The sequence below is a fragment of the Clostridium aromativorans genome (assembly GCF_020908015.1).
In the GTDB taxonomy this organism is placed as follows: Bacteria; Bacillota; Clostridia; order Clostridiales; family Clostridiaceae; genus Clostridium_B; species Clostridium_B aromativorans.
In genome coordinates this window covers 180,679-195,742 of the sequence record NZ_JAJJPB010000002.1, presented here as the reverse complement: position 1 = coordinate 195,742, position 15,064 = coordinate 180,679, and the positions used below count along the sequence as shown (strand labels likewise).

13 protein-coding genes are annotated in these 15,064 nt (G+C 33.6%); 7 read left to right on the top strand and 6 right to left on the bottom strand.

Features of this window, described 5'->3' with window-relative positions:
• Positions 1-39 precede the first annotated feature (39 nt).
• Positions 40-2,070 (top strand): thioredoxin domain-containing protein, encoded by a 2,031-nt coding sequence (locus LN736_RS03630; RefSeq protein ID WP_229980874.1) that lies wholly within the window; start codon positions 40-42, stop codon positions 2,068-2,070.
• Positions 2,071-2,132: 62 nt separating this feature from the next.
• Here the strand turns inward: LN736_RS03630 and LN736_RS03625 are convergent, their stop codons facing one another.
• Entirely contained in the window at positions 2,133-2,696 is a 564-nt protein-coding gene (locus tag LN736_RS03625; protein ID WP_150356337.1) for a DUF3867 domain-containing protein, read from the bottom strand.
• Positions 2,697-2,889: 193 nt separating this feature from the next.
• Between LN736_RS03625 and LN736_RS03620 the strand changes: the two genes are divergently transcribed.
• The 3 genes from LN736_RS03620 (at position 2,890) to LN736_RS03610 (ending at position 8,030) form a co-directional block, all read left to right on the top strand.
• The gene (locus LN736_RS03620; protein ID WP_150356298.1) at positions 2,890-4,161 is read left to right on the top strand and encodes a DNA recombination protein RmuC; all 1,272 of its coding nucleotides are present in this window, start codon (positions 2,890-2,892) and stop codon (positions 4,159-4,161) included.
• A gap of 142 nt (positions 4,162-4,303) precedes the next feature.
• Complete coding sequence (locus LN736_RS03615; protein WP_229980873.1) at positions 4,304-5,998, top strand: putative bifunctional diguanylate cyclase/phosphodiesterase; 1,695 nt, start codon at positions 4,304-4,306, stop codon at positions 5,996-5,998.
• A 1-nt stretch (position 5,999) separates the two neighbouring features.
• Complete coding sequence (locus LN736_RS03610; protein WP_229980872.1) at positions 6,000-8,030, top strand: PAS domain S-box protein; 2,031 nt, start codon at positions 6,000-6,002, stop codon at positions 8,028-8,030.
• A gap of 70 nt (positions 8,031-8,100) precedes the next feature.
• On the opposite strand, the gene LN736_RS03605 is transcribed toward LN736_RS03610, so the two are convergent.
• Entirely contained in the window at positions 8,101-8,829 is a 729-nt protein-coding gene (locus tag LN736_RS03605; RefSeq protein WP_150356296.1) for a DUF434 domain-containing protein, read from the bottom strand.
• A 787-nt stretch (positions 8,830-9,616) separates the two neighbouring features.
• Between LN736_RS03605 and LN736_RS03600 the strand changes: the two genes are divergently transcribed.
• The 3 genes from LN736_RS03600 (at position 9,617) to LN736_RS03590 (ending at position 12,251) form a co-directional block, all read left to right on the top strand.
• On the top strand, positions 9,617-10,222 hold the full coding sequence (locus LN736_RS03600) for a GGDEF domain-containing protein (RefSeq protein WP_179977082.1): 606 nt from the start codon (positions 9,617-9,619) through the stop codon (positions 10,220-10,222).
• Between the two features lie 61 nt (positions 10,223-10,283).
• Positions 10,284-11,057, top strand: a complete 774-nt coding sequence (locus tag LN736_RS03595; protein ID WP_179977081.1) for a YczE/YyaS/YitT family protein — start codon at positions 10,284-10,286, stop codon at positions 11,055-11,057.
• 282 nt (positions 11,058-11,339) lie between these two features.
• Positions 11,340-12,251, top strand: coding sequence for an AEC family transporter (locus LN736_RS03590; RefSeq protein ID WP_179977080.1), 912 nt, complete (start codon positions 11,340-11,342; stop codon positions 12,249-12,251).
• Positions 12,252-12,279: 28 nt separating this feature from the next.
• Here the strand turns inward: LN736_RS03590 and LN736_RS03585 are convergent, their stop codons facing one another.
• Genes LN736_RS03585 through LN736_RS03570 form a run of 4 tightly spaced genes read right to left on the bottom strand, consistent with a single transcriptional unit; the run spans position 12,280 to position 14,924 of the window.
• Positions 12,280-13,113: an energy-coupling factor ABC transporter ATP-binding protein gene (locus LN736_RS03585; protein ID WP_150356294.1), complete on the bottom strand. Its 834-nt coding sequence runs from the start codon at positions 13,111-13,113 to the stop codon at positions 12,280-12,282.
• Between the two features lie 12 nt (positions 13,114-13,125).
• Positions 13,126-13,905 (bottom strand): cobalt ECF transporter T component CbiQ, encoded by a 780-nt coding sequence (cbiQ, locus tag LN736_RS03580; RefSeq protein WP_150356293.1) that lies wholly within the window; start codon positions 13,903-13,905, stop codon positions 13,126-13,128.
• A 3-nt stretch (positions 13,906-13,908) separates the two neighbouring features.
• Positions 13,909-14,253 (bottom strand): hypothetical protein, encoded by a 345-nt coding sequence (locus LN736_RS03575; protein ID WP_150356292.1) that lies wholly within the window; start codon positions 14,251-14,253, stop codon positions 13,909-13,911.
• Positions 14,254-14,255: 2 nt separating this feature from the next.
• On the bottom strand, positions 14,256-14,924 hold the full coding sequence (locus LN736_RS03570) for an energy-coupling factor ABC transporter permease (RefSeq protein WP_150356291.1): 669 nt from the start codon (positions 14,922-14,924) through the stop codon (positions 14,256-14,258).
• Positions 14,925-15,064: the final 140 nt, after the last annotated feature.

Below are 15,064 nucleotides of genomic sequence, written 5' to 3'. Positions count from 1 at the left end.
GATATACTATAATCAAACTTGAAAAGAGGAGGTGGTTTTATGAATAATTCAACAAATACACCTAATAGATTAATAAATGAAAAATCTCCATACCTGCTTCAACATGCACACAATCCTGTGGACTGGTATCCCTGGGGCAAGGAGGCCTTTGAAAAGGCGAAAGTCGAAGATAAACCAATATTCCTTTCTATAGGTTATTCGTGCTGCCATTGGTGTCATGTGATGTTAAGGGAAAGTTTTGAAGATAGAGGGATAGCTGAAATACTGAACAATAATTTTATATCTGTAAAAGTAGACAGAGAGGAAAGACCTGATATAGACAGCGTCTATATGAAAGTCTGTCAAGCACTTACAGGCAGCGGCGGATGGCCCCTTACAGTGATCATGACTCCGGAGCAGAAACCTTTTTTTGCCGGGACCTATTTTCCCAAAAAGGATATAGGTGAAACTTTGGGACTGACAAGTATTTTGAAATATCTTTCCTCTGCCTGGAAGGACAACAGAAACCAGCTCCTGCAGGTAAGTAATTCCATAATGAATTCAATATCGGAACCAAGTAGAGCTCCTATAAAAGGTATATCAAAAGATATATTTAAAAAAGCCTTTTCCGAATTCAAGCAAAATTTTGACAGTGTATACGGAGGATTCGGCGGTTCTCCAAAATTTCCAACTCCTCATAACCTGTTTTTTCTCATGAGATATTTCCACATAACCAAAGACAGCTGCGCTCTTGAAATGGTGGAAAAAACATTGGACTTCATGCAGAGAGGAGGACTATACGATCACATAGGATATGGATTCAGCCGCTATTCTACAGACAGGAAATGGCTTGTTCCGCATTTTGAAAAAATGCTCTATGACAATGCACTGCTCGCTATAGCCTATGTAGAAGCTTTTCAGATAACGGGCAATAAAAAATATTCCGAAACGGCAGAAAACACACTTACCTATGTTTTAAGAGATATGACTTCAAAAAAAGGCGGTTTCTATTCTGCAGAAGATGCGGACTCCGAGGGTGAAGAAGGCAAATTTTATGTATGGTCCCCTGAGGAAGTAAAAAAAGTACTGGGAGAAGAAAAAGGCACTAAATTCTGCCGCTGTTTCAATATAACAGCTTCCGGCAATTTTAAAGGTAAGAGCATACCCAACTTAATTGATTCCTCAATTTCGGAGGAAGATACAGACTTTATAAAAGACTGCAGAAAGAAATTGTTTGACTGCAGGGAGAAAAGAATACATCCGCACAAAGATGACAAAATACTGACTTCCTGGAATGGCCTCATGATTGCAGCCCTTTCCATAGCTGGAAGGGTTTTGAACAACAAAAAATACACTGCAGCTGCAAAAAAAGCAGCTGATTTTATCTTTAAAGAATTGATCGGGAAAGGCGGCCGCCTAATGGCACGTTATTGCAAGGGTGAATCCTCTATTGCCGGCTATTTGGACGATTATGCCTTTTTGATATGGGGACTGATAGAACTATACGAATCCACCTATAATCCAGAATATCTGGAAAAGTCCCTTGAGCTAAACGAAGACATGTTTAAATTTTTCTGGGATGAAAAAAATGGAGGCTTTTTCCTTTACGGCAGCGACAGTGAGCAGCTTATTACAAGACCAAAGGAAATATATGACGGTGCCATTCCCTCCGGCAACTCTGCAGCTGTACTAAATATGCTGCGATTATCCCATTTAACCCCAGTATATGAATTTGAGGATAAAATTCAGAAACTATTTAAAAACTTTGCCAGCGAAGTAAACAGTTTTCCCACAGCATATTCATTTTTGCTGTGCGGAATATTATTTTACAAATACCCCACCAGGCAGATCATTCTATCAGCTGGTGACAATACCGAAGATACAAAAAAAGCAGTTGCTCTAATAAACAAAAAATATAACCCTTTTTCTATTTCGCTTTTATACTCCCATTTAAACGAAAATCTGGAAAACATATTCCCTTCCATCAGAGATTATCTGGCTGTACGAGGAAAAACCACCGTATACATTTGTGAAAATTTCACCTGCCATAAACCTGTTACAGATGTAAATTCACTGAAAAATATGCTGTGATGATTTAAAATTACAAAAACCCTGCACAAAAATATCTCCTGCAGGGCTCCCTGCCCTTGCAATCAATACTGAAACGTTCCTGCATTTTCACACAGAGATACCTGAAGTTCTCTATCCTTCATCACTTTTTTATAAGAGCACAGGAATTCATTCAGTTCCGGATCTTTTAAATCTATCTTCCCACCACTTTTTAAAATAATTTTTTCCTCGCTTATAAATACGTTTAAATCATTCAAGGAATTTTTTATACTATACGTAATCATAGTTATATTTCCCATTTTGCTTTTGTATTTTTCCTGAAAGCCCATCTTTTTTCTCAGGCTTTCATAATCTACACCTTTTCCCATAGCAGGCATATCAATGCCCATACTTTTCATCTGTTTTTCTATATCCTCCATATTAAATCCATACCTTTTCATAAGCTCTTTCTGAATATTAAACAGCTTCTCCTGGGATATATTATTTTTTTCCATATACTCCTGAATGTTTTTATAAAAATCGCCCATAGAGAGCTTTCCCTGAGACATGTCATAAGAAAGTCCATATACGTAATCTTCAAACTTTTCAACATCCTTTTCCCGAGCTTTATTTTTAATATCATTAAAATTTACAATTCTATCATCCATGAAAAATCCTCCTCTATAAAATATTCTACCATACGAGTTAATAACCATTTATATATTAATTTTATCAAAATTCACAATATAATACTATAAATTCATATAAAATATAAAAAAGCTATTTCAAAAGGATCTATTTATTTTCCGGAAAAACAATATTATAATAATTATACAATAGTTTTGTAAATGGAGTGATTTTATGGAGATTATTACTATATTACTCATAATGGCAAATGTGATTTTAACATCTATATTGTTAATTAAAAAAAACACCAGCATCAGTTCAAAAGATATTTCAAATTTACATAGATCAATAAAAGACATATTTATAAATATTGATTCTACAATAAAAGATGAATTTTCAAGAAATAGACAAGAAAACAGTTCTTTAAAAACTCAAAGCAATATTGAGCTTTCAAATAACCTCAAAAATATTTCCGATATACAGAAAAACCAGCTTGACAGTTTTTCAAAACAGCTTCTAGCTCTTACAAATTCCAATGAAGAAAAGCTCAACAAGATGAGAGATACAATAGAAACAAGAATTTTAGGACTGCAAAATGAAAACAGTAAAAAACTCGATGAAATGAGAACTCTGGTTGACAAAAAACTCAATGAATCCCTGGATAAAAAGCTCAGCACATCCTTTTCCTCCATAAGTCAGAGACTGGAAATTCTCTACAAACAGCTGGGTGAAATAGGAAGCCTTGCAAATGGTGTCAATGATTTAAAAAGAGCTCTCTCAAATATAAAAGTGCGGGGAACATTTGGTGAAATTGAGCTGCAGTCCATATTGGAGGATATTATGACAAAAGAACAATACGAAACAAACGTGGCAACAAAAAAAGGCAGCAATGAAAGAGTTGAATTTGCCATTAAGATTCCATCCAAAGATGAAAAAAAAGAATTTATATATCTACCTATAGATTCAAAATTTCCCCAGGAGGATTATCAAAAATTACTGGATGCAGAGGAAAATGGAGACAAGCTGTTACTGGAACAATCAAAAAAAGCCCTGATTGCCAGAATAAGATCCGAAGCTCAGGACGTAAATAAAAAATATTTAGATCCTCCAAATACAACGGATTTCGGTATTATATTTCTCCCCACGGAAAGCCTCTATTCAGAAGTAGCAAAAGAAGCTGGTCTTATGGAACAGCTGCAAAGAAATCTTAAGATCATAATAACAGGCCCCTCCACAATATCAGCTTTTTTAAACAGCCTCCAAATGGGCTTCAGAACTCTGGCAATTGAAAAACGCTCCAGTGAAGTCTGGGAACTGCTGGGTGCAGTAAAAACTCAATTCTCAAAATTTGGTGCTATACTTGAAAAGACCCAGAAAAAGCTTCAGGAAGCCAGCAATACCATAGAAACAGCCTCAAGAAAATCCAGGACAATAGAGAGAAAATTGAGGTCAGTTGAAGAATTACCATTGGATAAAAGCAGCTCTGTGTTAGAAAAAGATAATTGATTTCAATTTTTTAGGTATACCTAATTATACTTAAATAACCATGCCATATTATGATATAATATTAATAAATTTACCTTAAATATGATATTTTTCCCTAACCTTCAACATTAACCTGTCAAACTTAAATTGAAAGGAGGTCAATATGTGCATTCACAGTAAAGGAAATGAACAAATTTATTTAAGAGCCTTAAAAAGAGCTGACATAGCACTTTGGGAGTGGAATATAGAAAATAGTACATTTTTTTTATCCAGCAATTATAGTCACATAATTGAAAATAGTAAAAACAATTTTAAAGATCTATTTGATTTTATTCAAAAAACTGCTGCTGATGCCGATACAGCAAGTGCCAAAAATGATCTGATTTTTTTCCTCAATGGAAATGCCTCCACATATAAAAGTGAGTTTAGAGTTTCAACCAATGCTGAAGAAATTAAATTTATACTTATCAGGGGAAAAGCCTCTAGGGATATTCAAGGTAAGATCAGCTTGATATCTGGATCAATAGAAGATGTTACTGAAAAGAAGACACTGGAAAGACACATTGATCATCTTGCCTATTATGATTCTTTAACAGATCTTCCAAACAGGCTTCTATTTGTAAACGACCTCAAAGCAGCTCTGGACAATTCACAAAAGGGCGCATTGATGTTTATGGATATAGACGACTTTAAATTAGTCAATGATACTTTCGGCCATGATTACGGTGATTTACTATTGATTATCTTTTGCCAGCTGATTATTTCATGTATAAAATGTTTAGGAAAATTATATCGTATAAGTGGAGATGAATTTATAATACTTACCAATGAATTCAATTCATCTGATGAACTATTAAAATTATGCGGCAATATATTCAATTATTTAAAAAAGCCATTTGAAGTTAAAGGTGACAAAATATATATAACAATAAGCATGGGTATTACTATATTTCCGAAAGATGCCAGTGATATAGACGAGCTATACAAATATGCCGATTTAGCATTATATCAGTCCAAAATTAACGGGAAAAATACTTTTACCTTTTTTCAACGTCAAATATTAAACTCATATCGCAGAAAAATCGATATTGAGCAGGAGTTGAAGTCAGCTGTAAAAAACAATGAATTTTATGTACTGTATCAACCTCAGGTAGATACTGTAAAAAACCAGGTAGTAGGCTTCGAAGCTCTGTTGAGGTGGCAAAATGCAAAACTTGGATCTGTTCCTGCCGATGAATTCATACCAATAGCAGAAATGACAGGAAATATTGTAGAAATCGGTGAATGGGTACTGGACTCCGTATGTAAAACAATCAATAAAATGAAAGCAAAAAATCATGATTTGAAAAAAATATCTATAAATGTCTCCCCCATTCAATTAAAAAAGTACAATTTTGCAAACAGGTTTATAAGCATATATGAAAAATATGGCATCTCACCTTCTCTGCTTGAAATCGAGATAACAGAAGGTACTTTAATAGATCTATTTAGCTATAAAATTGAAACTATAAATACACTTCTAAAAAGGGGAGTTAAAATTTCCATAGATGATTTTGGGACAGGCTATTCTTCACTGAATTACTTGACCACTCTGCCAATTAGTACAATAAAAATAGACAAATCATTTATCAATAATATCTACAACAAAAAAAATAAATCCATAATAAAATGCATGATTGACCTGTCAAAATCATTGAACTATGAAATAATTGCCGAAGGCGTAGAAACAAAAGAACAGCTGAACTTACTTTCAGAAATTGGATGCAGTATAATCCAGGGATATTATTTTAGCAGACCACTTACTATGGATAAAGCTGAAAAAATTCTAATTAAAAAAAGGAACTTTGGAGGAATTTAAATTGATTGATCCAGCAAGTAATAAAAATATTCAAAACAATTTTATAATAGACAAAGATACACTGGAAAACTCTAAAAATTCTGTATTGGTAGTTAATTTAAAAGGAAAAATCCTGTATGCCAATAAAAATGCAGTAGAATGTTACGGATATTCAATGGAAGAACTATTATCCATGAAAATATCTGATCTAGGATCTTCAAACGAATCATTTCATATGGACCAGCAATTTGAAAGATCAGAAGGTAAAAAAATAAACTTTCAAACCCTGCATCACACCAAAAACGGCTCAAATTTTCCCGTTGAAGTGTCCTACATTAAAATTAAATATAATTCAGAAATACTATTTTTAACTGTAATAAAAGACATTACAGTTAGAGTAAAAAAAGAAGATACCTTAAGAAGACTAGCTTCCATTATTGAAAATTCTGAAGATGCAATTTTAACCAAGGATTTAAAGGGTATTGTTACGAGCTGGAACAAGGGAGCTCAAAATCTCTACGGATACAGCAAAGAAGAAATCATAGGTAAAAGTATATCCACGATTATACCCGATGAAAGTAAAGAAGATATTGTTTCAATATTAGACAAAGTAAAAAATAACATAAGGATAAATCATTACGAAACTGTACGTATGCGCAAAAATGGTACAAAACTTCCCATATCAATAAGTGTTTCACCTATTTACAATGAGGACAATAAAGTCATAGGAGCATCTACTATTGCCAGAGACATAACTAAAAAGATAAAATCTGAACAGGAATTGAAAAATAAATATGAAGAGCTCTCTTCTATATATGAAGAACTGGCAGCCACCGAGGAAGAGCTGAGAACTAATTATAAAGAATTGAGCAAGGCTAAACAACAGGCAGAAAAAGCTAAAATAGAAGCAGAAAATGCAAATAGGGCCAAAAGCCAGTTTTTAGCCAACATGAGCCATGAAATCAGAACTCCATTAAATGGCATTATAGGAGCTATTGAATTACTTGGATTAATGAATATAAATGAAGATGAAGAGTCATACATTGAAATATTAAAGAATTCCTCAAAACATCTACTTGGTATAGTAAACAATATTTTAGATATATCCCAAATAGAATCGGGAAACATTGATCTCTGTATAAAAGTATTTAATTTTAAAAATATGATTGACGTTTTCGTACGGGAAGTTTCATTTGCCTGTGAAAAGAAAAATATAGGTTTTACTTATTACATGGATTCCCTTATACCTTATAAAATGGCCGGTGACGAATTAAAATTACGACAAGTGCTGATAAATTTATTTAATAATTCACTTAAATTCACACAGAGCGGAAGAATAACTTTTAAGATTAAATTATTATCACAGATAAATGAAAAAATAATACTTGAATTTTCCATAAAAGATACTGGCATTGGAATCAAGGATGAATTTAAAAAGGAAATTTTTAAAAAATTTTCTCAGCAGGGTATATCATACAGCAAAGATTATTCAGGCACGGGACTTGGCCTTTCAATATCAAAAGAACTGGTAAAAATCATGAATGGTGATATATGGTTTGAAAGCACAGAAAATCTCGGAAGCACCTTTTATTTCACATCAGAATTCTTTCTGGATTTTAGTGAATCATCTAACAACTCCTCATCTAATTTTGATGAAAACAGGAAATCATCATCAAAAAACATGGATAAAACCATTCTCATAGTTGAAGATAATGATATAAATATGCAGATAGTCCGAAATATGATAAAAAATTTAAAATACAGTTATCAATGCGCATATACAGGAAAACAGGCATTGAAGCTTTTGAAAAATACTTCTGTGGATCTAATACTCATGGATATACAGATGCCTGAATTAAATGGACTTGAAGCCACAAAAATAATAAGGAAAAATGAAATCCATACTGGAAATCATGTACCCATAGTGGCAATGACTGCATATGGAATGCTGGGAGACCGGGAAATGTGCATTGGGAGTGGTATGGACGACTATATTTCAAAACCATTTCCTCTTGAAAAATTGAAAATCACCATAAAAAAATTTTTAGGGTAAAAAAATCGGCTGTTTTAAAAATGAAGTTCAAAGTTTGGATCTTTGAACTTTATGCCCATTTAAGTTTTTCTTATATTTTACCGCTTAAATTCACTATATTAGCATCGGTTATGTAATCCTCTATAATAGACCTGGCAAGATTGCACCAGCTGAAACATTCATCAAGTATTATAGAATCGCTTGTCACTATATTTTCCTTTTCATATAAAAAAGAATCCACCCCATTCATAAGATTTACTTCCGTATCGGCATGCCATTCTACAGAATGTTCCAAAATAAATTTTTTCAGCCTTCCCGAATTTGATACGCCCCTGTCAAGCAGGAAATTGACCCCGCAGACATGCATATCATCAAGTTTTTTCCCTATGGCATTCAGAGCATAATGGGTTTTGTCAACAATATTATAGGTACCTCTAAGACCTGCTAAATCCCTGAAAGTCCCATCATTACACAAAATCACAGGAGCCCCCGAAAAGGCTGTTTCCAATGTAATAATAAGATTAAATCCATCTATATACAAAAACTCGTCTCTCAATGAATCAGGAGGAAGGCATTTCGATTTTCTTATTTTTATTTTTTCATAGGATGCAGTTGAACGCCTCAAAGCATCTCTTTGTCTGGAGGAGAACTGATAATGATTCCCAACCATCTCTAAAATAGAAGATACTTTATAATTCCTGTTAAGAAGCCATTCTACCTCCTGCTGTGCTTTTTGAAGCTTTAAAACAGATTCTTTTGAAAACCACCTGTTGTCCTCGGGATCAGTTCCCCTGTTCACTATCTTTAATTTTCTATACATTATTATTCTCCTACAGCAAATATAGTGTCACCCATCAATATCTATTTTACCCTATTTGTCAAAGTGAATGTACTCAAATACTTCATAGGATAGTTGTCCTTTTTATTGATTTTTATAAAATAGAATGATATAATTGTCCATAACTTATTCAGAGGGATGTCTTATGAAAAACAATTTTTTTAAGAAGATCTTTTTCCAAAAATACGATGATATAAATTTCAGAACAGATATGGTCAAAAATAATATCTCAAGATTAAGGATACTGGCAAAAGTATTTATTATCTGTCAAATATGGTTCATAATCGTAAATATCGCAGGCTCAATATATTATCCCTATAAAGATTATATCTTTATTTATCTGCCATTTTATATAATTTTTATCGGAATGAACTTGCTATTTTTATCAATATATTATAAAAACTTCCAAATTGCAAATAACACTGTCAAAACAATAAGGAAAAATGAACTTACAATAGTGCTTTATATAAATTTTATCATGATATGGGGAAGTATCATTTCCTTAATTGACCAGGAACACTATGGCCACCTGATGGTTTTTATGATAAATATGATGACCTGTTCCAGCTTTTTTATAATGTCTACAGGCAGTTTTTTGATTTCAATTTTATCATCCTCCCTGGTTCTAATTATAGGATTACCATTTTTTCAAAAATACAGTATCACATTGATTACACATTATTTTAATCTGGGCCTATTTATTCCAATCTGTTTTTTTGTTTCAAGAGTTATATATAATAATTATTGTAAAACATATAAGAGCACTACAATGTTAAAAAAATCAAACCGGCTTTTGAGGTATGAAACATTACTGAATAAATCCATTAACAATAAATTGGAAGAGGCAAACAGACTGCTTAAAAGCCTTTCATCTATTGACGAGCTGACAGGTATTGCAAATAGAAGAAGCTTCAACAACTATATGCATATACCTTTCGAAAATACCAATCAGACAAATTTTTTGCTTTCCATAATAGTAATAGATATTGACAATTTTAAATGGTTTAACGATAGTTATGGACATATATATGGAGATAAAGTGCTTGTAAAAACAGCCGGACAGATAAATTCAATTGCCAAGCAATTTTCTGGATTTGCTGCCAGGTGGGGCGGTGATGAATTCATTTATGCAGCCTTTAATACAGGAAAAAAAGACATTTTAAAAACTGCCAAAAATATAATGGATGCTATTTCTAAAATTCAAGTCTCAAATGAGGCTCTAAAGTGCTCTTCTTTTATAACTGTGAGTTTAGGTGTATTTTCCATGCATATAATTAGCGAAGACGATATACAAAAATGCATTAATAATGCAGACAAAGCACTTTATCTTGCAAAAAAAAGCGGCCGGAATTGCTTTAAATATTATAGTAGTTGACAATTCTCTATTAAACTTCTAATATAAAATTACATTGTGGAAAGAGACGGTGGAATAAATCATGAAATTTTATAAAAGCATATGTATAGAATTATTATTTAAAATGCCTTCTCTATTTTTTGGCTTTTTTTTATGTTCTATATCAATACTTCTGGCACTCTATTCAAAACTTGGAATGAGCCCCTGGGATGTTTTTCACATGGGTATAGTAAATCATTCCATTTTTTCTTTAGGACAAGTAACTCAAATCGTAGGCCTTGGCATAATACTGCTTTCGATTTTTCTCGGAGTAATTCCCGGAATTGGAAGCGTGTTTAATATGTTTTTCGTTGGAATCTTCGTGGATTTAATGAACAACACAGGTATATTTAGAACACCTCAAAATATTACAGGGAAAATATTGATGCTCATACTATCTATTATACTCATGGGCATATCCACATATTTTTATCTGCGAGTTGAGCTGGGCGCTGGTCCCAGAGACGGACTCATGGAAGGTCTTGTAAAAAAGCTGAATAAACCAGTGTGGCTTATAAGAGGAAGCATGGAAATTACAGTTTTGATAATAGGATTCTTTTTAGGAGGCCCTGCTGGAATTGGCACTCTGATATCTGCAGTGGGAATTGGACCTGCTGTGGAATTTACCTTCAGAATAGGAAAATATGACTCTAAAAATACCCATCATATGAATTTCATAGATTTATACAGAAATATCAAAGGCGCAGATAACAAACTTGAAAAAAAGTGCAAAGAACAAATATTAAATAATGTTCAGATGGAGAAAAGTATTTCTTATAAACAAACTCCATCTGAACCCAAGAAACACTTGATCTAACCTCTTTTTTTATTCTTGTAAATAATTTTTCCTACTCTATCGATGTGTTCTTTTAATTTTTGATGATTCAAATGCGTATAATCCACAATATCAAAAAAATAGGGCATAGGACTTTCATACTCAAGGTCTGCATGAAGTTTTGATAATATATCACATTTTTATTTAAAACTCATAAACAACAGTACTTTCTATTCATAACTTAAAGATATGCTGATTGTTGACTTTTATAACAATACTTGCTATGCTAGTCAACGGGAATAAAATTTACAGGAAGGTTTAAATATGGGAGTTAACACGGTAATCACACAGATAACATCACTATTTCTAGTCGCCCTGGTGGGTTTTTACGGCGGGAAAAAAGACATAATAGGAGAAAATTTTTCAAATGGATTGTCCAAGCTGTTGGTAGAGATAACAACCCCTTTTCTGATCATTTCCTCCTTCAGTATTTCTTACGGACCCGAGATAGCAGATAACGTAACAAAATCATTTATATACAGCTTTTTAATATTTGCACTGACTCCCTTTTTGGTAAAACCACTGCTCCTTATAATCGATAAGAAAAAAAGAAATACTCTTGAGTTTGCCATGATGTTTTCCAACTGCGGTTTCATGGGATTTCCGGTGGCCCAAAGCGTTTTTGGAAAGGAAGGAGTGGTGTATGCTGCTGTTTTCAATATACTTTTCAACATTTTTGTATGGACTTACGGAGTAATGCTCTTTAATAATAAAAAGAGCCTCAAAGGCCTGAAAAAATCTTTAAAAAATCCTGGAATAATTTCCTCTTTTATAGGACTCATAATAATGATTTTTTCAATAAAAATACCTATTATACTCATGGATACCATAAATATGGTGGGAGGACTTACCACCCCAATATCCATGCTTATAATAGGAAGTTTGTTGTCAAGAAGTGAGCTTAGAAAGATTATAAAGGACAAGAGTTTGTACTATGGCTCACTCATAAAACTCATAATTTTACCTGGAGCACTGTATCTTATTTCAATTTTATGTGGTGAAAATTCCATTGTCATAAAAACGCTGATTTTAATGCAGGCTATGCCTGCCGGCGCTTTTACAACAATCTTTGCAGAAAATTTCAACAAGGACAAGGAGTATTCAGCCTTTATAGTATCTTTTTCTTCCCTGTTGTCCATAATAACCATACCTATAATAATCAAACTGTGCTTCTAGAAAAATTTAAGCTTTGTTCACAATTTATTCACGACCCCCGGTGGTTTTCCAGAACTTCTTTTGCCTGACCAATAGTAAGTGGAAGGCTATCCACATTTAACATTCCATCCTTACCTAGTATTTCAACTAAATGAGCTACTCTTGGAAGCCTTAAATTAATTTTTCGAATAAGCTCTTTTTGATTGAATACTTCTTCAGTAGTACCTCCCATCACAATGCTTCCTTTATCTAAAAGATAAACTGTATCAGCTAAAAGAGGAACTGTATCTACATCATGGGTGGCAAAAATCAAAGTAATTTTCAGCTTTTTATTTATAAGATCCAAAAGCTTAATCAACTTGTATACTCCCCTGGGATCAAGAGCTGCAGTAGGTTCATCCAGCACCATCACCTCGGGCTTCATAGCGAGAACACTTGCAAGTGCAATCCTCTTTTTCTGTCCTCCGCTTAAATTATGGGGACTTTTGTCATCATATCCTTTCATTCCAACCACATCTAACGCCCATGCTATGGTATCTTCTAACTTCTTTCCGCTCATTCCCATGTTTAAAAGACCATAGGCTATTTCCTGGCGAACTGTAGAATTAAAAAGTTGATCATCGGAATCCTGAAATACCATGCCTACCATCTGTCTTATTTTAACTAAATTTTTTTTGCATACTTTCAGTCCATTTATCGTAATAATGCCGGATTTAGGTTTTGAAATTCCATTAAATAGGTGGAAAAGTGTCGATTTACCTGCTCCATTTGGCCCCAGTATTGCCACTTTTTCTCCCCTTTTTATCTTCATATTAACATTTCTAAGTGCCAGGCTGCCATCACTATAGGCATAGCTGACTTTATCCACTTCAATAAGTGACATAACTATTCTCCTTTAAACAAATATATTTATCAAAATTAAAACCATCAATAAAGCCATTATCAAAATTCCAAAACGAAAATCTCCAGCTGGAATAGGGTAAGTAAAAAACTTAGCTTGTCTACTATCTTCATTATATCCTCTTGAAAGCATAGCATTATAAACTCTTACACTTCGATCTAAAGATTCTATCATAATATACACCGCTATTTTGCCCGTATCCTCTATACGACGCAGCCAGCTGGATCTATCCCCCATACGACTTAGTTGTGCATATCTCATATTTTTGCCCGTATCTTCAATTATAAATATGTACCTATACATCATATCAGCTAAATCTATTATAATCGAAGGAACTTTTAGTATTCTGAGGGTTTCCAGTATTTCAATCATCGGAGTGCAAAAAGAAAGTATGCATGCAAGACTAACTGCAGCCATTATTCTCAGCATCAATAAAGTTCCAAGCGCAAGTCCCTCTCTGTATATATTCAGATGATAAGTTCCAAAGGGAATATATGTTAAAACAGTTTCCCCATTTGTAAAAAGTACACTTACAAATACAAGCCATGCTATACTAAAAGGTATGAGAAGCCTTTTTATAAGTCTTTTCCAGGGAACACCCAAAGTATAATATCCAATTATAGACAGCATCCACAGAGATACTATAAGATACCACTTGGACAAAAAAGTTGTTATTATAATTGCACTTAAAAACAGTACGGTTTTTACTCTTCCATCTAAACGGTGTAAAAAACTTTTATTGCCAGATATCCTGCCAAATGAAGATAGTTCCATAATTTATTCTTCCTTTAACTTATTTTTACTGGAATCGCCAAATAATTTTTCCCAATGATGTCCCACTATTAAACCTGCGAAAAAATTTGCTACAGAAAATGCTCCTACCTGTGCATCACCAGGAAGCTCGATAAAAGGTTTATGGTCTGTCTTAGCTGTAACAGAAGCCATAGTATTCACTTTGTCATCCGTACCTCCGGCTTCCATTTTATGATTGACCATGTACTTCGATGCTCCAAATATAAATATAAATATAATTATCATAACTGTTAACATAACACGTGTAAATTTGTCTAAAAATTTAATACTCTTGCCTTTTTTGCTGCCCATACTGTTGCTTGATTCCATAATTACCTCGCCTCCCCTTTTTTAAGTATACCAGGTAACAAATCAGGTCTCCTTTTTACCATAACCTGAAGAACCAAAGCTGTAAACACACCTTCTGCAATAGCTAAAGGCAGTTGCGTAGGTCCATAGCCTAAAAAGAATATCATCCACTGCTTCATCAAAGGAACATGTCCATGTAAACTTATTGCCAACTCCAAAGCAGCTACCAGATAAGTAATTATGTCACCCATGAAACCCGCTATTCCCGCTGCCAGCCAGATGGGACTCTTAAAATATCTTAAAATTTTCCAGCACAGATATCCCAAAATACCTGCCGCTATACCCATAGAAAAAGTATTGGCACCAATAGTAGTTATACCTCCATGTCCCAGAAATATAGCCTGAAAAAACAATACAATAGCTGAAATCACTCCTGTAGCAAAGGGCCCAACAATAATAGCCGCCAGTGCAGTACCACATGGGTGAGAGCAGGAACCTGTCACAGGTACAGGAATATGCATACATGATATGACAAACACAGCTACTCCTACCATTGCTAAAAATGGTTTATAATATAAATTTTCTTTAACTCTTTTCTTGATTTCTTTAACTCCAGGTACCATAAACACAGCACTTATTGCATACCATGTTCCCCACGCTTGAGGCGATAAAATACCATCTTCAATATGCATTTTTTAATACCCCCTAGTTTAATTGTAATATTTTAAACCAAAGCCAAATAAATCATAACCCCTCAGCAAATGCTAAGGGGTTATGATTTATATAAAGAATCATAAAATTTCACCATCTAGTCACCTCCCTATCACTCGTA